Source organism: Bacillus sp. OxB-1, assembly GCF_000829195.1.
GTDB lineage: Bacteria > Bacillota > Bacilli > Bacillales_A > Planococcaceae > Sporosarcina.
Genome location: NZ_AP013294.1, coordinates 153,852 through 175,999 on the forward strand (window position 1 = coordinate 153,852; position 22,148 = coordinate 175,999).

The following is a 22,148-nucleotide window of genomic DNA, read 5'->3' on the forward strand; positions in this document are numbered from 1 at the left end:
ATTAAAAAGAAGGACCGGGGTATCCCCGCTCCTCTTACCCATCTACTCATTATAAGCGGTTCCCGTTAGAATGGCTATGTTTATCTTCATTCACCGGATCCCTTTGCTTGCAATCAACAAAGCCAGATCGACACATCGGGCAGCGTAGGCGGATTCGTTGTCGTACCAACAGACGACTTTGATGAGATTTTCCTGCAGCACCATGGTCGATAAACCGTCCACCGTCGATGAAAAAGTATTGCCATTATAATCTTTGGAGACTAAGGGCAAATCCGTGTATGACAGGATGCCTTTCATTTCATTTTCCGCCGCTTGCTGTAAAGCGCCATTGACTTCCTCCACCGAAGCATTTTTGTCCAATTCCACGACAAAGTCGACGAGCGATACATTCGACGTCGGCACCCGGACGGCCATTCCATCCAACTTCCCTTTCAGTTCAGGGAGCACCTTCGCGACCGAGGCAGCGGCACCCGTTGTCGTCGGAATGATCGATTCGGCGGCGGCCCGGGCACGGCGATAATCGGAATGGGGCAAATCCAAAATCCGCTGGTCATTCGTGTAAGAGTGGACCGTCGTCATGAAGCCGCGGCGGATGCCGAACTGTTCGTGGAGCACCTTCGCGACCGGGGCAAGACAGTTCGTCGTACAGGACGCATTGGAGACGAGATCATCGTTGCCGGGAACGTACGTCTCTTCATTGACCCCGAGGACGAGGGTGGTGATGTCCCCTTTCGCTGGTGCCGATAACAGGACCTTCTTCGCACCGGCCTCCAAATGTTTGCTCAGCCCTTCCCGATTACGGAACACTCCGGTGGATTCGATGACGAGATCGATGCCAAGGTCTTTCCACGGCAGCCGGGACGGATCCCGCTCGGCGAACACGCGGATCTTCTTTCCGTTGACAATCAATGCATCTTCATCGGACTCCACATCCGCCTCGAATATTCCGTGGACGGAATCGTATTTCAGTAAATGGGCGAGCATCGCGGCATCCGTCAAATCGTTCACTGCGACCAGTTCGATGTCCTCTCGGCGCTTCACCACTTCACGCAACACCAGGCGGCCGATCCGCCCAAATCCGTTGATGGCCATTTTCAAAGTCATGCCAATCCCTCCTCACTTCTTTCTTTTATAACTACCCGTAGTTTCGTGTACTTATGTATTGGAAATGAAGATTTGGGAGCGGAGGCATGGGTGATGTGGGGATGTGGGTGTCGCAGGGTAATGGGCGCGGGACGCGAGTTATGGGCGCGGCGGAATGGCGTTTGAGCGCGAAACCGAGTTATGGGCGCGGCAGGACGCGGTTTGAGCGCCAAACCCGAGTTATGAGCGCGACGGGACGCGGTTTGAGCGCCAAACCCAAGTTATGGGCGCAGCGGAACGGAATATGAGCGCGAAACCCAAGTTATGGGCGCGCGGGACCGAATATGAGCGCCAAACCCAAGTTATGAGCGCGGCGGGACGGAATATGAGCGCGGAAACCGAGTTATGAGCGCGTGGGACCGAATATGAGCGCGAAACCCAAGTTATGAGCGCACGGAACGGAATATGAGCGCCAAACCCGAGTTATGGGCGCGGCGGAATGGCGTTTGAGCGCGGAAACCGAGTTATGGGCGCGGCGGAACGGAATATGAGCGCGAAACCCAAGTTATGGGCGCAGCGGAACGGAATATGAGCGCCAAACCCAAGTTATGGGCGCGGCGGGACGCGGTTTGAGCGCGAAACCCGAGTTATGGGCGCAGCGGACGGAATATGAGCGCCAAACCCAAGTTATGAGCGCGGCGGAATGGCGTTTGAGCGCGAAACCGAGTTATGAGCGCGTGGGACCGAATATGAGCGCGAAACCCAAGTTATGAGCGCGCGGAACGGAATATGAGCGCGAAACCCAAGTTATGGGCGCGGCGGGACGGGATATGAGCGCCAAACCCAAGTTATGAGCGCGGCGGGACGGGATATGAGCGCCAAACCCAAGTTATGGGCGCGCGGAACGGATTATGAGCGCCAAACCCGAGTTATGGGCGCAGCGGGACGGAATATGAGCGCGAAACCCAAGTTATGGGCACGCAGGGGCGCAAATTAAAAACTCGAGTGCAATCTCTTCATTCAAACAACCCAATGATATCCATATAACCGATGGAGCCGTACAGGGCCACTTGCCCGTCGATTTCAATTACCGGGATCATGAGCATATACTTCTCGTGGGTGGCATCGTCCTGTTCGATATCGACTTCCGTCCACGTAAAGGGGTAATCGTCTTGCGCCAATTGCAGCATCCGCTTCGCTTCCTCGCAAAGCGGGCAGCCTGCTCTCGTGTAAAATGTCAACTGCATAGGATACACCTCATTCGGTTTGGTTCCCTTAGTATAATCAAAAAAAGAATGGCACGCACGCATGCCATTCCTAGGATCACCAGCTTCGGCCGCCTCCGCCTCCACCGCCGGAACCACCTCCGCCGAATCCGCCAAACCCTCCTCCGCCGCCAGAGCCGCCGCCTCCGAAGAAGCCACCGCTACCGCCGCCTCCACCGCCGAAAGAACCTGGGAAGAAGACTGGCCCGCCGCTCCGGCGTCCACCGGAACCGCCCGAACCACCGCCGCCTCGTCCTCCCATGAGACTGAATACAATAATTAAAACAATGATGATGGTGAACAACGGAAAACCACCGTCGGATGAATCATATTCACCAGCCACGGTGTTCACGGGCAAGGAGGCGCCGTCCAATCCGTACTCGGCCGCAATCTCGTTGTAATATGCCTTATACGCATTGACGATTGCCTGGTCCGGCTGCTCTTCATTCAAAAACGGGACGGCCACTTCATCCATGATCCGTGTCACTTTTCCATCCGGCAAAGCCCCTTCCAGTCCGTAGCCGACCGACAGTTCGAAGTGGCGCTTGCCTGCTGAATTCTTTTGCGTCGTCACGACCAATAACGCACCGTTGTTCAGCTTTTTATCCCCTAATTGGAATTCCCGCAACTTCTTCACTGCATATTCCTCAACCGGTTCGTCCCCGATGCTCGGAAGCGTCAACACGGCGAGCTCCGCGGACGTCGCTTCATATAACCGGATTCCGTATTGTTCGAGTTCCGCTTCCTGTTGCGGCGTTAAAATATCCGCTTCGTCTTGGATCACCGGGACATTCGCTGCGGACGCCAGCCCGGGCAAGACGGTTATACTGAGCAGACACGCCGCAAGAAAGAGGCGAATGGCCCGATGAATCACTTGTTGTCATCCCCGAAATCGACTTCCGGGGCATCTTTCGCACCCGCGTCCGCTGGGTAATACTCTTTTTCATCGAATCCGAAAATGGAAGCGACCAATTTCCCCGGGAACCGTTTCACTTGCCGATTATACGACGATACGACATTATTGTAGTCCATCCGTGCGACTGTGAGCCGGTTTTCCGTTCCGGCCAACTCATCCATGAGCTGGGTAAACTGCCGATCGGCTTTCAGTTCCGGATAATTTTCCACCACGACGAGCAGTCGGCTCAAAGCGCCCGAAAGTTCATTATCCGCCGCTACCTCTTCATCCCGGCTATTGGCGCCGGCAAGCCGGGAACGGGCCTCTGCAATATCAGTCAGAACCTCATTTTCATGACTCGCATACCCTTTGACTGTATTCACCAAGTTCGGAATCAAATCAAGCCGCCGCTGCAATTGGTTATCGACTTGCGCGTTCGCTTGATCTACGTCTTCCTCCAAGTTGACGAATTTGTTATAACTTGGCACGAATACGATCGCGAGCACGACCAAAATGATGCCAACCGTCAAAAGCGGTCCTACCAATTTCCTCATTTCACCACTCCTCACTACTGTATGATATTAATTTACCGCTAATCCAATGCTTTAAAACTTCTCCTCACCTACTATATACTGTCATTGAAGTCGATCGGTTTCATTTATTTTTAGTCGGCGGATGTCACGGATTTTGATTAGTAAAAAACCGATCTCATCAGCTGAGATCGGCGTCTGTTTTCTTACTTTTCGTTGTCTGTCAGTTTCATATCGCTGCGTGTGATGATATGATCGATGAGTCCATATTCTTTGGCACGTTCGGCAGTCATGAAGTTGTCGCGGTCCGTGTCGCGTGCAATCACTTCGACCGGTTGGCCCGTGCGCTCGGAAAGGATCGTGTTCAATTTTTCACGCAGGAACAAGATGCGTTTTGCGGCGATTTCGATTTCCGTCGCCTGCCCTTGAGCACCGCCGAGTGGTTGGTGGATCATGACTTCCGCGTTCGGCAACGCATACCGTTTCCCTTTCGTTCCGGCTGTGAGGAGGAAGGATCCCATGGACGCCGCCATCCCGATACAAATCGTCTGGATGTCCGGTTTGATGAACTGCATCGTGTCATAGATCGCCATTCCGGCTGTGATGCTTCCGCCCGGGCTGTTGATGTAGATGGACACGTCTTTTTCAGGATCTTCCGCTTCCAGGAAGAGAAGTTGCGCTACAATGGAGTTCGCCACATTATCGTCGATGGCGCTCCCCAACATGATGATCCGGTCTTTTAATAAGCGGGAATAAATATCGTAAGCTCGTTCTCCCCGGTTCGTCTGCTCGATTACTGTAGGTATTAGATTCATTTCATTTCCTCCTTCAAGTCGAATAAGTGTCGGTCTGCTGAAACGAGTACCGTTTCAACTGTACCCCCATCATACCCAGTATGGTCAACTAAGGTCAAATATAATGCCTTATGAAAGCTATGGGAACTTTCTCAAAGAAACAGTTGCAATCTCGTCGCGGCAGTTGTATAATAAGATTTGTCCGCTACGAAGAGTAGCACTGATATGCCCTCGTGGTGCAATGGATAGCACGCAAGATTCCGGTTCTTGAAATGTGGGTTCGACTCCTGCCGAGGGCGTTTTATAGTTTTCTTTGAAAATCCACGTTGGTGGATTTTTTTATTTTCCCCATTTTCTTCGACCAGCTCTTTATTTCGGCATATGTATTCTAGAATCCTCTTTTCCGACCGACTTCTTTGTTAGTATAGCCTATCCTCCTTACGCTAAACTTCCTGAAACTTTTTTCACCCCCTTCCCTTTTGCTGAATCTTTTGCTATTGTTGAGACGTCAACACAATTACATACACATTTGACCATTAGGGGAATCCTTGAAAAGGACTGAGAGACGAGTGCAACTCCGATACCCTTATTACCTGAACAGGTTCGGACCTGCGGAGGGAAGTGGATTGTTTTGGTGCATCTTTGTCCTTATAGATGATTTCGAGACCACTTATCTTTCCAGGTAGGTGGTCTTTTTGTTTGCGTAAAAGAGGTGAAAGTTTGAAACTGATTGCGGTCACCAATGATCGCCTCCCGGATCATAGACTGGCGGACGTCCTGCTGGCAATCCAGCCTTCCGTCGATGCAGTTATTTTACGTGAAAAATCAAAAACCGATCGGGAGATGATCCGGCTGATCGATCATCTGGTCGAATCCGGATTCGAGCGGCAGAAGCTGATTGTCCACGGACGCGCCGATATCGCTCTTGCTTGCGGGATTGAGCGTGTGCAACTACCGGGCCACGGGATTCCGCCTGCTTTGATTAGAAACAAGATATCCGGGCTTTCCCTCGGCAAGTCCGTCCATTCGTACAATGAAGCGATTTCAGCCAGTGAGGATGGTGTGGATTGGGTTCTGTACGGCCATCTGTTTGACACCCGCTCAAAGGAAGGGCTGCCGGCCCGCGGCACTGCGGAACTGAGCAAAATCATTGCCGATCTGCCGATACCAACCTATGCAATCGGCGGAATCCAGCCTAGCCATCTTAAGGAGTTGGACCGGTTAGGCGTCGCGGGGGTCGCCATCATGTCTTCTATTTTCGACAGCGACCAACCGGGGCAAGCCATCCGCAAGTACCGTCGGGAACTTGAATAAGCGAGGAATTGAGGAGGCGTTCTGAATTGAAGAGGATCGATGTGAACGGGGTGGAGCGGACGATTCCGAAAGAGGTCGGGGACGTCCATCAGCTGCTGCACCACCTCGGACTGGAAAACCGTATTTTAATTGTGGAATTGAACAGGCAGATTTTGAATAAAGACGCGTATGATCATCCGATCCGGGACAAGGATCAGATTGAAATCATTCATTTCGTAGGAGGCGGCTAAGCATGTTGAAGATTGGAAATAAAACTTTCAAATCCCGCTTATTGCTCGGGACTGGAAAATATCCTTCATTTGAAATCCAGAAGGAAGCGGTACGTATATCGGAGGCGGAAATCCTCACATTTGCGGTTCGGCGGATGAATATTTTTGAACCTTCGCAACCGAATTTCCTGGAACAGCTCGATTTGTCGAAGTATACGCTCCTCCCGAATACCGCGGGGGCAAAAACGGCAGAGGAAGCGGTGCGCATCGCCCAGCTGGCGAAAGCTTCAGGGCTCTGCGACATGGTGAAAGTCGAAATTATCGGCTGTGATCGTTCGCTGTTGCCGGATCCGGTTGAAACGTTGCGGGCGACTGAAATGCTGTTGGAGGAAGGTTTCATCGTATTGCCTTACACTTCGGATGATGTCGTCCTGGCAAGACGGCTAGGTGAAATGGGAGTGCATGCCATTATGCCGGGCGGCGCACCGATCGGTTCGGGACGAGGCATCCTCAATCCATTGAATGTATCATTCATTATCGAGCAGGCGAAGGTGCCTGTCATTATTGATGCAGGCGTCGGTTCTCCGAAAGATGCGGCATTCGCCATGGAATTGGGCGCGGATGGCGTCCTGTTGAACACGGCGGTGTCTGCCGCCCAAGATCCGGTCAAGATGGCGGAGGCGATGAAACTGGCAATCGAAGCGGGACGGTTGGGCTTCGAGGCGGGACGGATGCCGGAGCGCGATTACGCCGTGGCCAGCAGTCCGATGGAAGGGCTCTTGCCAAATTGAACGGGAAATATTCGCGCCAGGAACTTTTCGCTCCGATCGGCGAGGAAGGCCAGCGGAAAATCCGGAAGGCCAAAGTGTTCGTCATGGGGGCCGGCGCACTCGGCTCCTCCAGCGCTGAAATGCTGGTCCGGGCGGGGGTCGGTACGTTGACCATCGTCGATCGGGACATAATCGAGTGGACGAACCTCCATCGCCAGCAACTCTATACCGAGCAAGATGTCATCGACCAGCTGCCGAAAGCGGTGGCCGCTGAAAAACGGTTGTCCGCCATCAACGGAGACGTGCAAATCGAAGGGATCGTGGCGGACGTCACACCTGAAAATGCCGAAGACTTGATTGCGGGCCATGATATAGTCATCGATGGCACGGACAACATCGAGATCCGCCTGCTTCTCAACGATGCGGCGATGAAAGCGGGGATTCCGTATTTCATGGGTGCCTGTGTCGGCAGTTACGGATTATCTTTCCCGATCGGCTTGGAGGATGGCCAGCCTTGTCTCCATTGCCTGCTGGACACATTGCCCTCGCAAATGATGACCTGTGATACGGTCGGCGTCATCAGCCCGGTTGTCGTCACGACCGCGGCCCGGCAAGTGGCGGATGTCCTGAAATATTTGACCGGCGCTTCATTCACACCGAGACTGGAATCGGCTGATCTGTGGACCGGGGAGCGCTCGACGATTGATGTCCGAGCATTGAAAAAGCCGGATTGCCCCAGTTGTTCGGTGCAAAGAACGTATCCTTTTCTGGACAAGAAGTCATCCATCCGAACGGCGGTCCTCTGCGGGCGAGACACTGTCCAACTGACCTATCCGGCAAGCCGGCCCTTTGAACTGCAAGCCATCGCGGAATCCCTCGCAGGAACCGTCAAGGACCTGAAACGCAACCCCCACCTGGCCGTCTGCCGGTTTGACGGCCACCGGATCGTCCTGTTTCGCGACGGGCGCATCCTGATTCACGGAACGAAAGATATCCCGACCGCCAAGCGGATTGTTACTTCGTTATTGGGTTGACGGATTGAGGAGAGATCAAGTGAAAGGAATATCCTTTTACTTGATTTTTTAATTTTATGAGTGAGTCGCTACGACTTATGAGCGCAGCGCCATGACTTTTGAGCGCGACGCCACGACCTTTGAGCGCAGCGCCACGACTTATGAGCGCAACGCCACGACTTTTGAGCGCAGCACCGTGACTTTTGAGCGCAGCGCCACGACCTTTGAGCGCGACGCCATGACTTATGAGCGCGGCGCCATGACTTTTGAGCGCGACGCATGGATTATGGGCGCGGCGCCATGATTTTTGAACGCAGCGCCGTGACTTTTGAGCGCGAAACCACGACTATTGAGCGCGACTCCGTGACTTATGGGCGCGGAACCATGACTTATGGGCGCGGCAGCGTGACTTTTGAGCGCAGCGCCACGACCTTTGAGCGCGGCGCCACGACTTTTGAGCGCAGCGCCGTGACTTTTGAGCGCAGCGCCACGACCTTTGAGCGCGACGCATGGATTATGAGCGCGGCGCCATGACTTTTGAGCGCAGCGCCACGACTTATGGGCGCGGCGACGTGACTTATGAGCACAGCGCCATGACTTATGGGCGCGGCACCGTGACTTTTGAGCGCAGCGCCATGACTTATGGGCGCGGCGCTATGGGGGCTTAACAAGATTGCAGAACAGAAGTAATCCGACCAAAACAAAAACCGTTCCATAGTTAGCAACAACGGTAACGGTTTCGGTTTCTTTTAGTTTTCATTTTCCACGAGGGCGACGAGGGCATCCAATGCCTGTTCCTCGTCGACTCCTTCGGCAATCAACGTAATTGTCGTATTGCGGGCGATGGCGAGGCTCATGATTCCCATGATACTCTTTGCATTCACCTGACGCTCTTCCTTCTTCAGAAAGATATCGGATATGTAGCGATTCGCCTCTTGCACAAATTGGGCCGCTTGCCGCGCCTGCAATCCCGTTTTCATTTTCACTTCAACTGTCCGTTCCGCCATAACTTGACCAACTCCTCTCATTTTTGACAGCTTTTCCCCACTTCACTCCGGTGCATGCCGCGATAAGGTCCGCCGGCTGACTAAAGCAATGCGTTTCCGGGTCGAATTATACGCTGCCAATTCCCCCGTTCCGGAGATTTTCCGCAATTTCTTCAATTTTCCGCAGCCGGTGGTTGACACCGGATTTGCTCACTTTTCCTCCGGATACCAATTCGCCTAATTCTTTCAGCGTAATATCTTGATTTTCCACGCGAAGCCGGGCGATTTCTTGCAGACGGTCGGGCAACTGATCCAAGCCGATCGTATTTTGGATGAACTTGATATTCTCCACTTGCCGCTGGGCCGCCCCGATCGTCTTGTTCAAATTGGCCGTTTCGCAATTGACGAGCCGATTGACGCTATTCCGCATATCCCGAACAATGCGGACATCCTCGAATTTCATCAATGAGACATGGGCCCCTACGATGCTGAGGAAATCCGATATTTTCTCGGCTTCCTTCAAGTAGGCGATATACCCTTTTTTCCGCTCGATCGACTTTGCATTTAAATGGAACTTGTTCATTAATTCGACAAGCGATTCGCTATGCTCTTTGTAAATCGATGAAATCTCAAGATGGTACGAAGAGGTCTCGGGATTATTGATCGAGCCCCCCGCCAAAAAGGCGCCTCGTAAATAGGCACGCTGGCAGCATTTCTTTTGAATCAAGGATTTCGGGATTTCATTTTCAAATTGAAACGTCCCTTTTACGATCTGCAAGTCTTCAAGCAGCGATTTTGCCCCATCCCGGACCCGGCAAATATACACATTATTCTTTTTCAACCGCATTTTTTTCCGGACGAGCAACTCGACTTTATAAGGATATAATCTTCTCAAATTCGTGTAAAGTCTTCTTGCAATCGCAGCGTTCTCCGTCTGGACATCCAGGCTCAACTGCTTATTGGAAAATGACAACGCCCCGTTCATCCGGATGAAGGCGGCCACTTCCGATTTCACACAGCAATCATCCGATTCAATCTGTGTCAGTTCTTTTTTCACTTCTGAAGCAAAAGACATGATGCTCCCCCCTTCCCGGCGATAATCACGTCTAATCCGATTCTATCCCGTTTTCTCTATATATTCCATCAGCCAATCGGCCACTTTGTCTGAGTCATGGAAAACACTCTCTCCCTTGACAACCGCTATATCTTTGATCACAATGTCTGGCACCAGCTTTCGAAGAACTTCCAAATCAATTTCGACAGGCCAAGAGGCTTCCCCTTTCACTTGCTTCGAAAAATCCAAACCATTCAGCAAGATGGTGTCGATAAACGGCTGCCCCGTATGGGCGTATAAGGCCTGCACGTGCTCGGAAGCCGTATAGCGGTACGTTTCGCCCGCCTGGGTGCTCAGATTGCTAATATACACCTTTTTAGCATTGGATGACAAGACTGCGTCCCGGATCGCCTGGACGAGCAATGTCGGCAAGATGCTCGTATACAGACTGCCCGGTCCGACGACGATCAAATCCGCTGCTTGAATCATCTCAAGTGTCTTGTTCAATGGCGCCACTTCCTGGGGTGATAGGTACACCTTCCTTATTTTACGGCCATACACCGGGATTTTAGACTCGCCCGTCACAATTGTGCCATCCTCCAGTTCGGCATGCAAGGTAATCCTCTGATTGGCTGCGGGAAGCACCCTTCCTTTAATATTCAGCACCCGGCTCATTTTCTCGACGGCACTGGCAAAATCCCCTGTGATATCGGTAAGCGCGGCTAACATCAAGTTTCCAAGCGAATGTCCTTTCAACCCTTCCGCCGTTTGGAAGCGGTACTGGAACATTTGCTCAATGAGTGGCTCCACATCGGAAAGCGCTGCCATCACATTCCGGATATCCCCGGGCGGCGGAATGTCATATTGGTCCAATAATCTGCCGGAGCTGCCTCCGTCATCCGCCACAGTCACGACCGCAGTCAGATCGACGGGATGGCGTTTCAGGCCGCGGAGCAATGTCGATAATCCGGTTCCGCCTCCGAATACGACAATCCTTTTCCCGATACCAGTTGGGAACATGGCGTCAATCCTTTCTCTTTTCTATATCGCGATGCGTGATGAGGGTACGATATTCATTTTCGTAGCGTCCGCCGAAGTATTGCGCGAGGGTCACCGACCGATGTTGGCCGCCTGTACAGCCGAATGCAATGACCACTTGCGATTTCCCTTCATTCTTATATTGTGGAATTAAAAACTTGAACAGATCGGACAGCTTCTCAATGAGCATCTGGGTATCCCCCCATTTCAGGACATAGTCCGACACCTCTTTTTCCAGACCGGTTTTCGGCTTCAACTCTTGGATATAGAAAGGATTGGGCAAGAATCGCACATCAAAGACGACGTCCGCATCGATCGGCATCCCATGCTTGAATCCAAAGGAAATGAAGTTCACCGTAAAGCCCGGTTCGCCTTTCTTGGAGAACTCCGAAATAATCTTCTCCCGCAACTCTCTCGGTTTCAATGTGGACGTATTATAAATTGACCGGGCCCGGCCTTTCATCTCGGATAATAAAAGCCGCTCTTTCCGGATGCCTTCGAGCGGGAGCCCGCCTTCCGACAGCGGGTGGGATCGCCTCGTCTCTTTGTAGCGCCGGACGAGCGTTTCATCGTCGGCGTCCAAAAACAGGATTTGGGAGGAGACGCCTTCCATCAGCAGCAGCTCATCCAATGCGCCGATGAGGGAGTCGAACAGGTCACCGCCCCGCGTGTCCATGACCGCCGCAATCCGGCGCATCCGGTTTTCCGATTTCATCATCAAATCCAGAAATGTCACCAGCAACTCAGGCGGCAAATTATCGATGCAATAAAACCCAAGATCTTCAAAACTCTGCATCGCTACCGTCTTCCCGGCGCCCGACATCCCCGTAATGATCACCAATTCCATCTCGCTTTGCGGCATTTCATTTTCCGTCATTCTGTACCCTCCACTGATTTCTGCATTCTTTCGTTCAGTAATTCAAATTGCTCGGTATAATGGAACGTACCATATTGCATTCCTTGTTCCGACACTGCAAACAGGAGATTCGTCCGGTCCCCTTCCGCCATCGGCAACGTCCGCAGACTCTCCACCGGATGCCACTCCAAGATGCCTTCCCGATTCGTTTCATAAGGCGTGCCGATCAGATCGCGGGCGATGAATGTAAAGAGCATCCACTCATCGGCCGGATTGCCGGACTCGTCATGGATCACCATCGTGTAGGCCCCTTTCAGGTGAGGCTCTACAGGCACGGCTCCCGTCTCTTCCGAGAATTCCCGCACAGCCGCCTCGTAAATGGACTCCCCCGCATCCAACTTTCCACCAGGAGCAACATACCAGCCGCGGCGTGGTTTTTTCAATAGTAAAACTTGGCCGTCTTTCAGGACAAGTAAATTTGCAATCCTCTGCATGTATCCATCCCCACTTTTTTTGCGCTTAGTATTATTATACAACGGAATACATTAAAAAGATAAGAACAACGGCGCAGGGCTCCCAAACGTCAATTCAACATCCTCTAGACCATATCTATCCTTCCCTACGGATAGGCATAAAAAGAAGGCCATCCTCCGGAGAACCGAAAGATAGCCTTGAAGGTATTTCTATATCAAAAGGGGGGTCAATTGATACTCTTACTATATCCTTTTCGTGTTGCATTATTGTTACAAGCACATTAAGGATATATTAAATACTTCCTTGTCCCGTCACTTTGCTTCTGAAGCTGTTTTTTCTTTCACTTCTTCCACGTATTTCTGGACCGCTTGGGCTGCGATACTTCCGTCGCCTGTTGCCGTCACGACTTGGCGCAATAATTTTTCACGGACGTCGCCTGCCGCATAAATGCCCGGCACGGCTGTTTCCATGATTTCATTTGTCTCGATATAGCCGTTTTCATCAAGGATCCCTAAATCGGAGAACGGAGCCGTCAATGGGTCCATTCCGATATAGACGAACATCCCATCCGTCTCGAATTCCCGCTCGGAGCCGTCCACTGTGGAAACGAGAGTGACGGAACCGATTTTTCCGTCCTTTTCGTTCACCTTCTTGACGGTCGTGTTCCAGATGAAATCGATTTTTTCATTCGCGAACGCGCGGTCTTGCAGTATTTTTTGGGCTCGCAATTCATCGCGTCGGTGAATGATCGTCACCTTGTCCGCGAACCGGGTCAAGTAGGCACCTTCTTCGACCGCGGAGTCGCCGCCGCCGATGACGACGATCTCTTTGTTCCGGAAGAACGCCCCATCACAGACTGCACAATAGCTCACGCCCCGTCCAGTCAGTTCCGATTCTCCTGGAATCCCCATTTTTCTATATTCTGCACCTGTTGTGATGATGATCGCATGGGCTTTATATTCCGTGTCTCCCACTTTTACGGTTTTATAAACGTCGCCGTCGATCACTTCCGTCACATCACCGTAGGCATATTCGGCACCGAACTTCTTCGCATGTTCGAACATTTTCGTCGAAAGGTCCGGTCCTAAAATATGTTCAAAACCAGGGTAGTTTTCGATATCTTCCGTATTTGCCATTTGGCCGCCCGGCATTCCCCGCTCCAACATCAATGTTGAAAGGTTTGCTCGGGATGTATATACTGCCGCTGTCATCCCTGCAGGGCCGGCTCCTATAATAATGACGTCATATGTTTTCTCGGTTGCCATGTGAATTCCTCCTCCACATCTTCTACTCCACAAATCGTAAAGTATTCCCGGTTCCCCTTCAACTTTTATGCCTGATAGGAGTAGTCCGATGGGTCGATCTAGGAATCGAAAATAGGCAAGAATTCAATGAGTTGGCCGACATACTTCGTCAAAGTCGGGACCGAAATCCCATACTTCTGTGCGAGCGCCTTCTTCGTCACATCCGCATATCTCGAGGACTGGAACATATAATCTGCCGCGGCGGCCAATGCAGCCGGGTTCGCGAACGGGTAGGATTTATTCAGCGCTGATTCACAAAGGGCAAACCACATCTGGAACAGATGCGTCCCTTGCTTGTTCAACGGCCGATATTCCTCATATAGCAGATCGGTCGTTTCGAGAGCCCGCAGGAACGACTCGTCCAGCTCATCGACCGGGACGAGTTCATAGTCCAGACTGGTCGCCAAGAAAAGCCGCTCCATCTCGCTTAGTTCAGAGACATTGATATAGGACGGATGCGAAATGATTTCCTGCTTGTGCCCCGACTTGCCGAGCAAATAAAAACCGAACATCCGCTCACTGCGGTAGCCGTTCTGGATTTTACCCAATAAAAACCCGCGGTCCTGTTCATAGGAATCCGGTGGAATATCACTTTGGACATCGCGCCACGGCTCATAGCCCGCTTTGGTCGGATCGATTTCGATCAGCTTGGCATAGGCTTCCTTCGCCACTGTCTCATGCCCCGAAAAATAGGCTGAATGGGAAAGCCAGAAATAATATCCCGCATCTCCGTCAAATCCCCGTTTTTGCAAGCTGCGCAACCAATGGTACGCTTCTTTATGCCTGCCGATCAAAGCGAAGGTGGCGCCCAATTTATAGCGGTGCTCGATTTGGTACGGCTTGATTTTCAAGAGCAGTTCCAGCAGGGAATCCAATTCTTCCTCTTTTTTCTCATAATAATAGAACACAGCGAGATTACAAAGTGCATGGATATTGCCCTTATTGCGTTCCAACACCTCATGCAGAAGACTGCTGGCTTTCTCCGTCTCCCCGATATAGAAATAGGCGAGCGCCAAATTGTTATAAGCCGCCCAGAAATCGGGATAGTCCACGATGATGGATTCCAAATGGTGGACCGCCGCTTTGAAATCGCCGCCCTCCATTAGACGCCGCGCCTTCTCCTGAAGGAAATACACTTCCCCGTCCGGCATTTCCTCCGCATCATAAAAGGCTTCCTCCTGCTCAGCGAAATCAATGATCTCCATCGCTTCGTCCGCAAAGACGCCATCGGGGAGCAAAGAGATGTACTGTTCCGCATATTTCTTGGCATCGCGCAACAAACCGAGATGCGCATGGACTTCGGCCAAGTAAAAGATGACCTCTTCTTCAGAGGGATCGAGTACGTGAGCTTTCATCAAGTGCTCGTGCGCCTCATCAAAACGACCTTCTTCCATCAGAAGGACACCGTACTGCATTAAAATCGACGGGTCTTCGGGACTCAGCTCCGTCGCCCGCATCAAGTATTTGCGTGCATCGTCAAAACGGTCCCGCTGCATCGCTTGAATCGCTTTATGATAATAAAATTCACCGTCTGGAATGAATGAGATCACTTTCTTGTCATGTATCTTGCGTTTTTTATCCAATCATGAACCCCCGAAAAAATAAGAAGGAACGTCCGATACGTCCCTTCTCGTACTTCTCCCCATTATATCATATCTTTCACTTTGCGATATCAAATTACTGTGCCTCGGGAAATCTATCTCGTTGGCGCTTTTCCATTTCTTCTTTTGTGAAAATGACTCTGGCCGGATTTCCACCGGCGAAAGCGCCCGGGGGAATGTCGCTGTTCACCAAGGAGGCGGCCGATACGATGGCCCCGTCCCCGATTTCGACTCCCGGAAGGATCGTCGTATTCGCCCCGATCAGAACATTATCGCCAATGACGACATCACCGATCCGGTACTCTTCGATCAAGTACTCGTGGGCAAGGATCGTCGTGTTGAATCCGATGATGGAGTTGTCCCCGACCCGGATGCGTTCCGGGAACATGACATCCGGAAAGACCATGAGGGCGAATGATGTTTTCCGTCCGACCTTCATTCTCAAAAAGGTCCGGTATAAAAAATTCTTGACCGACATGAAGGGAGTATATCTGGCCAGTTGGATGATGATGAAGTTCTTCGCCACTTTCAAAAAAGGCACCGTTTTATAAATATGCCAGAGGGAATTCGCCCCGTTTTTCGCCGGATGCCTTTCCGTCCGCCTCACGCTTGCTCTCCTTGTACAATGTCCTGCAAATCGGAGAGATGCTGCAACATGTAATCCGGATTCAACGATTGCAGGAAAGCTTCCCCTTTGATGGACCAGGAGACACCTGCCGTCCGGACGCCGGCATTCTTCCCGCCTTCGATATCATGGCTGTTATCACCGATCATGAGTGCTTCCTCGATCGTCGAGCCCACTTTCGAAAGCGCCAATAGGATCGGCTCGGGATCGGGCTTCGGACGCGTCACATCATCCAATCCGACAATCACATCGAAAATCCCTTCCGCATCCAACAGCCTTAAGCCTCTCATGATCGTCTCATTGCGTTTCGTCGAGACGATGGCCATCTTCAAGCCCAACGTCTTCAATTGTTTCAGCGATTCCGAGACCCCATCGAATTCCCTCGCCAGTTCGTCGTGCATCAGATGATTCCATTCCCGATATTCGGTCACCATCGCCTCGGCATTTTCCGGATCGATCGTGTTGAATGAATCAATCAGCGGAGGCCCGAGGAAATGGAGGATGTCCTCCCTCGTGAATTTCCCGGGAAAACGTCCGTTCAACACATGCTGGAACGACCCGATAATGAGTTCATTCGTATCGAGAAGCGTCCCGTCAAAATCGAATAATAACGTAGTAATCGGTTTAACCATCCGTCACCGGCACCTCCTTCTTCTGCTGCTCGTTCCTCTTCCAGACGGCCGCGACCGCAATCGTCAGGACAAAGGCCGTAATCAGCCGGATGACCAAAAGCGGCAGCACCGGTATGCCGAGCGGGACGAACAGCAATGTATCTTCAATGACAGCATGGCAGGCGACGAGGAATATAAACGCCAGCGTCGCGTCTTTTTTGCTGACTCCATCCTCCTGCACCGCTTGGATCATGATGCCCGCCCCGTATGCGAGCCCGATGACCAAACCCGCGACGAGGGTCATGGAAGCATTCGGTTGGACTCCGATCACTTTCGTGAAAGGCGCCAGCTTTTCCGAGAATTTCTGCAAGTGGTTCCGATCTTTCAAATATTGGACGATGACCATCAACGGAATGACAATCAAAGCAAGCTGCAATACGCCGAATGACGCTTTCTGAACCCCCAGCACAATAATCTCCATCCAGCCTTCCGGAAGGGTCTCCGCTTTGGGCATTATGCCATACTTCGCTGTCTCTCCTCCGCCTCGCCACACCAAGTTGATGACAATTCCCGACAGGGCCGCCAATCCATAGCGGACAACGAGCACGACCCACAGCTTGACGCCGACTTTCAGGGCGACGCCTGTTTCAATGAAAATGTTATGCGCGAAGGAAAGCATGACAGCAATGATGAAAACTTCCTTCACCGTCAATTCCAAGGATAGGATTCCCGCAATCCCGGCATACAAATTCAGTGCATTCCCGAGCACTAGCGGGATTGCCGCTTCCCCGCTCAACCCGAAGAGCCCCATGAATGGGGATAGCAGTTCAATGACCCATGGCAACACAGGTGTATGTTGTAAAATGACGACGAGGATGGTGATCGGAAAGATGATCTTCCCGAGCGACCACGTCGTTTGAAGGCCGACTTTCAAACCTTTTTTAACAGTTTCCAAACGACATCCCCCCTCATTGATCCTTATAACGGACATCGACTTTTTTAACATATCTTCTTATGATGAATAAGATGAGAGCCACGACAATCGCGATGACGGAAACGAGCTGCGCCGCCCGCAATTCACCGACCACATAAAGGCTGTCCGTCCGCATGCCTTCGATGAAGAATCGACCCGCGGAATACCAGACGAGGTAAAATAAAAACATTTCCCCGCGTTTCAAATTCACACGCCGCAGCAATATCAATATGATCAGCCCGACGACATTCCACATCGATTCATAGAGGAATGTCGGATGATGCGTGACCCCTTCCACGATCATCTGGTTCATGATCCAATCAGGGATGATCGTCGTTTCCAAAAACTTTTCCGAAACGGGGCCTCCGTATGCTTCCTGGTTCATGAAATTCCCCCAACGGCCGATGATTTGGCCGATGAGAAGGCCCGGAGCTGCAATATCCACTACTTTCCAAAAGGAAACGCCCCGTTTTTTCGTATAGAAATACGTCGTGAGGAACGCACCGATCAATGCCCCGTGGATAGCGATGCCTCCTTCCCAAATTTCAATGATTTGGGATGGGTGGTCTTTATAATAATCCCAAGAAAAGACGACATAATAGATCCGCGCACAAAGGATGGAGATGGGCACTGCCCATATGAGCAGATCCGTCAGGAAATCCTTATGCATCCCGCGTTTCACCATTTCACGCTGCACGACCAGATAGGCAAGAATAATGCCGGAGACAATCAGGATGCCATACCAACGAACCGGAAAAGGCCCAAGATGAAAGGCGACAGGGTTGATTTCAAGTAGAGTGAACATCAATTATTCGTTCCCTTCTTCCAGATCCGATTGGTGCCCGATCGCCGCGTCCAACCGTTCCGAGAACTGCTCAGCCGCATTGACCCCGAGTCGTTTCATCCGGTGATTCATGGCAGCCACCTCGATAATGACCGATAAATTCCGTCCCGGTCGGACTGGTACCGTCATTTTAATCACCTCGGAATCCATGATCTTCATCTTCTCATCTTCAATGCCCAACCGATCATACGTTTTTTCCGGATCCCAAATCTCCAGATCGATGACGATCAAGATCCGCTTATCGATCCGCACGGAACCCGCGCCGAATAAGGTCATCATATCGATGATGCCGACGCCCCGGATTTCCAGCATATGTTCCAGCAATTTAGGGGCATTCCCGATCAATACGTTTTTCGACACTTCCCGGATTTCCACTAGATCGTCCGCAACTAAACGATGCCCCCGTTTCACCAATTCCAAGGCAGTCTCGCTTTTTCCGACCCCGCTTTTCCCGGTAATCAAGATGCCGACACCATAAACATCGACAAGCACGCCGTGCAACGCAATCATCGGAGCCAACCGGCCTTCCAAATAATTCGTCAACATGCCCGCAAATTTCGTCGTCGGGGTGTCCGTCTGCAAAACAGGAATCCCCACCCGTCCCGCAGCAACCCTTAATTCTTCCGGCACCTCGACGCCATGTGTCACGACGAAAGCCGGCGTTTCGGGGGAACAAAGTCCATTCATTCGCTCCCTCCGCTCCTCATCCGACAAGCTGGCAAAAAAGTACAACTCCGTCTTCCCCAAAACCTGAATCCGCTCTGCATTATAAAAATCGAAAAAACCGGCCATCTCCAGGCCGGGCCGAGAAATATCACTAGTTGTGACCCGCTTGTAGATGTTCTCTTCCGCAACGCTCACAGTCAAGCCGAAACGGTCGACAACATCCTTTACTGTTATAGATGACATGGGATCCCACTCCTCCCCTTTTCCCTAAATTCTCAAACATCTACGAACCATTTTACCACGTATGGAATTCGAATGAAAAGATTCGTCCGGCAGAAATGGAATGCGGGAACAGAACGGAATGGCCAAACACCGGAGGAAACGGTCCCCTCCCTCAAGCGCTCATAATTTCTCACAACCGCTCATAACTCCACTCAACCGCTCATAACTCCACCCAACCGCCCATAACTCCAACCAACCGCTCATAATTTCTCACAACCGCTCATAACTCCACTCAACCGCTCATAACTCCACCCAACCGCCCATAACTCCAACCAACCGCTCATAATTTCTCACAACCGCTCATAACTCCACTCAACCGATCATAACTCCACCCAACCGATCATAACGTAAGCGTCAAAAGATCCACACCTTCATAAGAAGACGTGGATCAGATAAGCTAAGTTTATTCTTTTGGGAGCCTACAATGGACGGGAAGTTTCTCCGACCAAGGTAGAAGGTTTTGAAGGCGTTCCTTGTCATCCATGTTAATGTTTGGGAGCGTTTCAAACAGGTGGTCTAAGTAGCTGAAGACATCCAGTCCATTTTCTTTAGCCGTGACAATCAGGCTATAGGCCATGGCGCTCACCTTAGCTCCCCGTGGAGTAGTGGAGAATAGCCAGTTCTTGCGACCAATCACGAATGGCTTGATCATCCGCTCTGCGTGGTTGTTGTCGATGTCAAGGCGACCATCTGAAAATGGCACCATCAGTTTCTTTTCCTGATTAAGTGCGTAAGTGACCGCCGTACCCAGTCCGCTTTTCGGTACGATGGTCGGTCTCTCCTTTTTTAGCCATGCGAAAAAGGCCTCCGCAAGAGGCAGAATTTTTTCCTCACGTATGGCACGCCGGATTTCCGGATTTTGTATGCCGGCTTCCTTTTCCATCTTCGTTATTTCCTTTTCAATCCCATAGATAGCCCCGATACGATCGATGGCCTCTTCTGAAAAGGTCTTCCCTCCGCCCTTAGGGCGGATTACGGCCTTCTGAGCCTCGACGAATTTTCGACGCATGTGGGCCCAGCACCCTGAAAGGGTGACACCGGGAAGATCGTTATAGCCCGGGTAGCCATCTGTATGGAGTTTCCCCTTGAATCCCTTCAGAACCCGCTTGGGATGCTTGGCGGCTCGGGTCGTCTGGTAATCGAACAGCACGCAGGGCGGTCCGCTCCTTCCTGTGCAGTAGAGCCACATATAGGATTTGGTGGATGCAGCCCGGCCATCTTCGCGAAGTACCTGCACCGTTGTCTCGTCCGCATGAAGGACCTCCTGTTCCAGGAGGAACTCTGCCATCAGCTCATATAATGGTTGGATCCAGCGTTCCCCTGTCTGGATAATCCAATTTGAAAGCGTCTGGCGCGACAGGTGGACACCGGTCTGCCGAAGCTGCTCTTCCAGCCGATAGAGCGGCAGTCCTACCATGTATTTCTGAGTCAGGACATAGGCGACGGCCGAGGGGGAAGCCATGCTTTTCGGGATGACCGGTTCCGGCATTGGTGCTGCGATGATGGGTGTTCTGATATTCTCCCGCTCGCAGGTTCGGCAAGCATAGATTTCTCGCTCGTGCTGGATGACTTTGACTTGAGCAGGGATGATCTTAATTTCCCGGCGGCTTTCGGTTTTCATGACATGAACCTCATTTCCGCAATCTGAACAGGCCCGCCCCTCTGGGGGCAGGCTGTATAGGATAGTTTCGGTCGGAATGTCTGGAGCCAGGCTCTTTCTCGATCTTCTCTTCCCCTCTGGAGAAGAGTCTTCCGGAGGAGATGCCACTTCTGCTTTGGCCTCCTTGAGGCCGGCTGCGGATTCTGCTTCATTGAAAAGATTGAGTTCGAGTTGGCCAACAGGCTGCTTTTCACTGGAAGCGCCGAACTTCTGATGGATTTTCAAGCGCAGTTTTTCCTCATACCAGTTAACAAGCGTCTCCAGTTTTTCGACTTTCTCCTCCAATTCAAGGATCCGGTTTTCATGTTCAGTTGTATGGGATGAAGGTGGCTGTAATTTTTTCATGCCTCCTTTTTCGACAGAAAATGGCCGAATCCTTCTTTAGTTAGACAACTTTTTTCGCCGTGACTTTCGGAAACACTTTTCCCTCTTCAAGCGTTAGTCCGTCGAGGATCCATCGAAGTTGCCGGGGTGTGATGACGGTCGCCGTATCCTCCGGCCCGTCGGGCCATTGGAAGCGGCCGTTTTCAAGGCGCCGGTAATACAGCCAAAATCCGTTATGGTCCCAGTGCAGGATCTTCACCCGGTCACGTCCTCGGCTGCAGAACAGGAAGAGGTTCGATGAACAGGGATCCAACTGGAAAGTCTCCTGAACCGTTGCGGCCAATCCGTCGATGGAGAGCCGCATATCGGTTGTCCCGTGTGCCAGATAGATTCCGTGGATTCCGTCAAGGTTAATTCGCATTGCGAAGCACCTCCACAATTTCACGAAACAATTCCTGATCGAAACCGGTGGTCACCTCGATCCGGCAATCGTGAACGAAGACATCTAGGGTGGCGGAGGGGATCTCCACATTCAAGGAAGACCAAACGGTCTCTTTCATTTCGACAGGGCGTTTCTCGATTTCATCTGGGAAGAGCTGCTTTCTCCAGTAAAGGAACTGTTTATACGTAATATCTTCCTTTTCGTGGACCCAATCTTTGATGGATTGCCCGCTTTCGCGCCATTCATCGATCAGACGAATCCACTCTTCCTCTTTACCGCTTCCCTGTATTTCCTGTAATGGTGTGTCTGTTTCCATAAAAAGACTCCTTTCCAAATTAAAATCTATCCTCATTATTTCACAAGGCAGATTTAGAAAGGAGGTGTTGTTCTATTGACGCTTACATCATAACTCCACCCAACCGATCATAACTCCAACCAACCGCTCATAAAATCCACCCAACCGATCATAAGTCCAACCAACCGCTCATAACTCCACTCAACCGCCCATAACTCCACCCAACCGCTCATAAAATCC

At 51.5% G+C, this 22,148-nt stretch carries 26 protein-coding genes, 1 tRNA gene and 1 riboswitch; of the genes, 7 read left to right on the top strand and 20 right to left on the bottom strand.

What is annotated here, in order from left to right:
* Positions 1-90: 90 nt before the first annotated feature.
* The 5 genes from gap to clpP all read right to left on the bottom strand — a co-directional run bounded on the left by gap (position 91) and on the right by clpP (position 4,588).
* On the bottom strand, positions 91-1,104 hold the full coding sequence (gene gap / locus OXB_RS00870) for a type I glyceraldehyde-3-phosphate dehydrogenase (RefSeq protein ID WP_041071005.1): 1,014 nt from the start codon (positions 1,102-1,104) through the stop codon (positions 91-93).
* Between the two features lie 995 nt (positions 1,105-2,099).
* Complete coding sequence (locus OXB_RS00880) at positions 2,100-2,330, bottom strand: glutaredoxin family protein (RefSeq protein WP_041071011.1); 231 nt, start codon at positions 2,328-2,330, stop codon at positions 2,100-2,102.
* A 76-nt stretch (positions 2,331-2,406) separates the two neighbouring features.
* A complete protein-coding gene (locus tag OXB_RS00885; RefSeq protein ID WP_052483813.1) occupies positions 2,407-3,222 on the bottom strand; it encodes a TPM domain-containing protein in 816 nt (271 codons plus the stop codon).
* Positions 3,219-3,797, bottom strand: a complete 579-nt coding sequence (locus OXB_RS00890) for a LemA family protein (protein ID WP_041071014.1) — start codon at positions 3,795-3,797, stop codon at positions 3,219-3,221. The genes OXB_RS00885 and OXB_RS00890 overlap by 4 nt, the downstream gene beginning before the upstream one ends.
* Positions 3,798-3,979: 182 nt before the next feature.
* A complete protein-coding gene (gene clpP, locus OXB_RS00895; RefSeq protein WP_041071017.1) occupies positions 3,980-4,588 on the bottom strand; it encodes an ATP-dependent Clp endopeptidase proteolytic subunit ClpP in 609 nt (202 codons plus the stop codon).
* A 206-nt stretch (positions 4,589-4,794) separates the two neighbouring features.
* Here clpP and OXB_RS00900 point away from each other — a divergent pair.
* The 7 genes from OXB_RS00900 to OXB_RS00930 all read left to right on the top strand — a co-directional run bounded on the left by OXB_RS00900 (position 4,795) and on the right by OXB_RS00930 (position 8,407).
* A tRNA-Arg gene (locus OXB_RS00900) sits at positions 4,795-4,866 on the top strand.
* 229 nt (positions 4,867-5,095) lie between these two features.
* Positions 5,096-5,204: riboswitch (TPP riboswitch) on the top strand.
* Between the two features lie 62 nt (positions 5,205-5,266).
* Entirely contained in the window at positions 5,267-5,881 is a 615-nt protein-coding gene (locus OXB_RS00905) for a thiamine phosphate synthase (RefSeq protein WP_158333621.1), read from the top strand.
* Positions 5,882-5,907: 26 nt separating this feature from the next.
* Entirely contained in the window at positions 5,908-6,111 is a 204-nt protein-coding gene (gene thiS, locus OXB_RS00910; RefSeq protein ID WP_041071023.1) for a sulfur carrier protein ThiS, read from the top strand.
* A 2-nt stretch (positions 6,112-6,113) separates the two neighbouring features.
* The gene (locus OXB_RS00915; RefSeq protein WP_041071026.1) at positions 6,114-6,881 is read left to right on the top strand and encodes a thiazole synthase; all 768 of its coding nucleotides are present in this window, start codon (positions 6,114-6,116) and stop codon (positions 6,879-6,881) included.
* Entirely contained in the window at positions 6,878-7,894 is a 1,017-nt protein-coding gene (locus OXB_RS00920) for a ThiF family adenylyltransferase (protein WP_041071029.1), read from the top strand. The genes OXB_RS00915 and OXB_RS00920 overlap by 4 nt, the downstream gene beginning before the upstream one ends.
* Before the next feature lie 91 nt (positions 7,895-7,985).
* Entirely contained in the window at positions 7,986-8,177 is a 192-nt protein-coding gene (locus tag OXB_RS00925) for a hypothetical protein (protein ID WP_041071031.1), read from the top strand.
* Positions 8,174-8,407, top strand: coding sequence for a hypothetical protein (locus OXB_RS00930; protein ID WP_041071034.1), 234 nt, complete (start codon positions 8,174-8,176; stop codon positions 8,405-8,407). Before OXB_RS00925 ends, OXB_RS00930 begins: the two co-directional genes overlap by 4 nt.
* A gap of 215 nt (positions 8,408-8,622) precedes the next feature.
* Here the strand turns inward: OXB_RS00930 and OXB_RS00935 are convergent, their stop codons facing one another.
* From OXB_RS00935 to tnpA, 15 genes are all read right to left on the bottom strand, one after another.
* Positions 8,623-8,880, bottom strand: coding sequence for an HPr family phosphocarrier protein (locus OXB_RS00935; RefSeq protein WP_041071037.1), 258 nt, complete (start codon positions 8,878-8,880; stop codon positions 8,623-8,625).
* Between the two features lie 106 nt (positions 8,881-8,986).
* Positions 8,987-9,934 (bottom strand): DNA-binding protein WhiA, encoded by a 948-nt coding sequence (gene whiA, locus OXB_RS00940; RefSeq protein WP_041071040.1) that lies wholly within the window; start codon positions 9,932-9,934, stop codon positions 8,987-8,989.
* Positions 9,935-9,976: 42 nt separating this feature from the next.
* Positions 9,977-10,933, bottom strand: a complete 957-nt coding sequence (locus OXB_RS00945) for a gluconeogenesis factor YvcK family protein (protein ID WP_041071043.1) — start codon at positions 10,931-10,933, stop codon at positions 9,977-9,979.
* A 4-nt stretch (positions 10,934-10,937) separates the two neighbouring features.
* Complete coding sequence (rapZ, locus tag OXB_RS00950) at positions 10,938-11,828, bottom strand: RNase adapter RapZ (protein ID WP_041071046.1); 891 nt, start codon at positions 11,826-11,828, stop codon at positions 10,938-10,940.
* A complete protein-coding gene (locus OXB_RS00955; RefSeq protein ID WP_041071048.1) occupies positions 11,825-12,301 on the bottom strand; it encodes an NUDIX hydrolase in 477 nt (158 codons plus the stop codon). The genes rapZ and OXB_RS00955 overlap by 4 nt, the downstream gene beginning before the upstream one ends.
* A 291-nt stretch (positions 12,302-12,592) precedes the next feature.
* Positions 12,593-13,546: a thioredoxin-disulfide reductase gene (trxB, locus tag OXB_RS00960; protein ID WP_041071050.1), complete on the bottom strand. Its 954-nt coding sequence runs from the start codon at positions 13,544-13,546 to the stop codon at positions 12,593-12,595.
* Positions 13,547-13,644: 98 nt separating this feature from the next.
* Complete coding sequence (locus OXB_RS00965; RefSeq protein ID WP_041071053.1) at positions 13,645-15,168, bottom strand: tetratricopeptide repeat protein; 1,524 nt, start codon at positions 15,166-15,168, stop codon at positions 13,645-13,647.
* Positions 15,169-15,262: 94 nt separating this feature from the next.
* A complete protein-coding gene (locus tag OXB_RS00970; RefSeq protein WP_041071055.1) occupies positions 15,263-15,793 on the bottom strand; it encodes an acyltransferase in 531 nt (176 codons plus the stop codon).
* Positions 15,790-16,443 carry a pyrophosphatase PpaX gene (gene ppaX, locus OXB_RS00975; RefSeq protein ID WP_041071057.1) on the bottom strand — a complete coding sequence of 218 codons (654 nt, stop codon included), beginning with the start codon at positions 16,441-16,443 and terminating at the stop codon, positions 15,790-15,792. Before ppaX ends, OXB_RS00970 begins: the two co-directional genes overlap by 4 nt.
* The gene (locus OXB_RS00980) at positions 16,436-17,377 is read right to left on the bottom strand and encodes a nucleoside recognition domain-containing protein (RefSeq protein WP_041071060.1); all 942 of its coding nucleotides are present in this window, start codon (positions 17,375-17,377) and stop codon (positions 16,436-16,438) included. Before OXB_RS00980 ends, ppaX begins: the two co-directional genes overlap by 8 nt.
* 13 nt (positions 17,378-17,390) lie before the next feature.
* On the bottom strand, positions 17,391-18,200 hold the full coding sequence (gene lgt, locus OXB_RS00985; RefSeq protein ID WP_041076087.1) for a prolipoprotein diacylglyceryl transferase: 810 nt from the start codon (positions 18,198-18,200) through the stop codon (positions 17,391-17,393).
* A gap of 3 nt (positions 18,201-18,203) precedes the next feature.
* Positions 18,204-19,148, bottom strand: a complete 945-nt coding sequence (hprK, locus tag OXB_RS00990; RefSeq protein ID WP_041071063.1) for an HPr(Ser) kinase/phosphatase — start codon at positions 19,146-19,148, stop codon at positions 18,204-18,206.
* 442 nt (positions 19,149-19,590) lie between these two features.
* Positions 19,591-21,192, bottom strand: a complete 1,602-nt coding sequence (gene tnpC / locus OXB_RS00995) for an IS66 family transposase (protein WP_041071066.1) — start codon at positions 21,190-21,192, stop codon at positions 19,591-19,593.
* Between the two features lie 40 nt (positions 21,193-21,232).
* Positions 21,233-21,592 (bottom strand): IS66 family insertion sequence element accessory protein TnpB, encoded by a 360-nt coding sequence (gene tnpB, locus OXB_RS01000; protein WP_041071069.1) that lies wholly within the window; start codon positions 21,590-21,592, stop codon positions 21,233-21,235.
* The gene (tnpA, locus tag OXB_RS01005; protein WP_041071072.1) at positions 21,582-21,929 is read right to left on the bottom strand and encodes an IS66 family insertion sequence element accessory protein TnpA; all 348 of its coding nucleotides are present in this window, start codon (positions 21,927-21,929) and stop codon (positions 21,582-21,584) included. The genes tnpB and tnpA overlap by 11 nt, the downstream gene beginning before the upstream one ends.
* Between the last annotated feature and the right edge of the window lie 219 nt (positions 21,930-22,148).

Excerpts from the sequence above, each read along its gene's own strand:
- gap (WP_041071005.1), bottom strand. The coding sequence starts at position 1,104 with ATGACTTTGAAAATGGCCATCAACGGATTTGGGCGGATCGGCCGCCTG.
- OXB_RS00915 (WP_041071026.1), top strand. The coding sequence starts at position 6,114 with ATGTTGAAGATTGGAAATAAAACTTTCAAATCCCGCTTATTGCTCGGG.
- whiA (WP_041071040.1), bottom strand. The coding sequence starts at position 9,934 with ATGTCTTTTGCTTCAGAAGTGAAAAAAGAACTGACACAGATTGAATCG.
- trxB (WP_041071050.1), bottom strand. The coding sequence starts at position 13,546 with ATGGCAACCGAGAAAACATATGACGTCATTATTATAGGAGCCGGCCCT.
- OXB_RS00925 (WP_041071031.1), top strand. The coding sequence starts at position 7,986 with ATGACTTTTGAGCGCGACGCCACGACCTTTGAGCGCAGCGCCACGACT.
- clpP (WP_041071017.1), bottom strand. The coding sequence starts at position 4,588 with ATGAATCTAATACCTACAGTAATCGAGCAGACGAACCGGGGAGAACGA.
- tnpC (WP_041071066.1), bottom strand. The coding sequence starts at position 21,192 with ATGAAAAAATTACAGCCACCTTCATCCCATACAACTGAACATGAAAAC.
- OXB_RS00890 (WP_041071014.1), bottom strand. The coding sequence starts at position 3,797 with ATGAGGAAATTGGTAGGACCGCTTTTGACGGTTGGCATCATTTTGGTC.
- OXB_RS00945 (WP_041071043.1), bottom strand. The coding sequence starts at position 10,933 with ATGTTCCCAACTGGTATCGGGAAAAGGATTGTCGTATTCGGAGGCGGA.
- OXB_RS00955 (WP_041071048.1), bottom strand. The coding sequence starts at position 12,301 with ATGCAGAGGATTGCAAATTTACTTGTCCTGAAAGACGGCCAAGTTTTA.
- OXB_RS00935 (WP_041071037.1), bottom strand. The coding sequence starts at position 8,880 with ATGGCGGAACGGACAGTTGAAGTGAAAATGAAAACGGGATTGCAGGCG.
- OXB_RS00880 (WP_041071011.1), bottom strand. The coding sequence starts at position 2,330 with ATGCAGTTGACATTTTACACGAGAGCAGGCTGCCCGCTTTGCGAGGAA.
- hprK (WP_041071063.1), bottom strand. The coding sequence starts at position 19,148 with ATGTCATCTATAACAGTAAAGGATGTTGTCGACCGTTTCGGCTTGACT.
- rapZ (WP_041071046.1), bottom strand. The coding sequence starts at position 11,828 with ATGACGGAAAATGAAATGCCGCAAAGCGAGATGGAATTGGTGATCATT.
- ppaX (WP_041071057.1), bottom strand. The coding sequence starts at position 16,443 with ATGGTTAAACCGATTACTACGTTATTATTCGATTTTGACGGGACGCTT.
- tnpA (WP_041071072.1), bottom strand. The coding sequence starts at position 21,929 with ATGGAAACAGACACACCATTACAGGAAATACAGGGAAGCGGTAAAGAG.
- tnpB (WP_041071069.1), bottom strand. The coding sequence starts at position 21,592 with ATGCGAATTAACCTTGACGGAATCCACGGAATCTATCTGGCACACGGG.
- OXB_RS00930 (WP_041071034.1), top strand. The coding sequence starts at position 8,174 with ATGATTTTTGAACGCAGCGCCGTGACTTTTGAGCGCGAAACCACGACT.
- lgt (WP_041076087.1), bottom strand. The coding sequence starts at position 18,200 with ATGTTCACTCTACTTGAAATCAACCCTGTCGCCTTTCATCTTGGGCCT.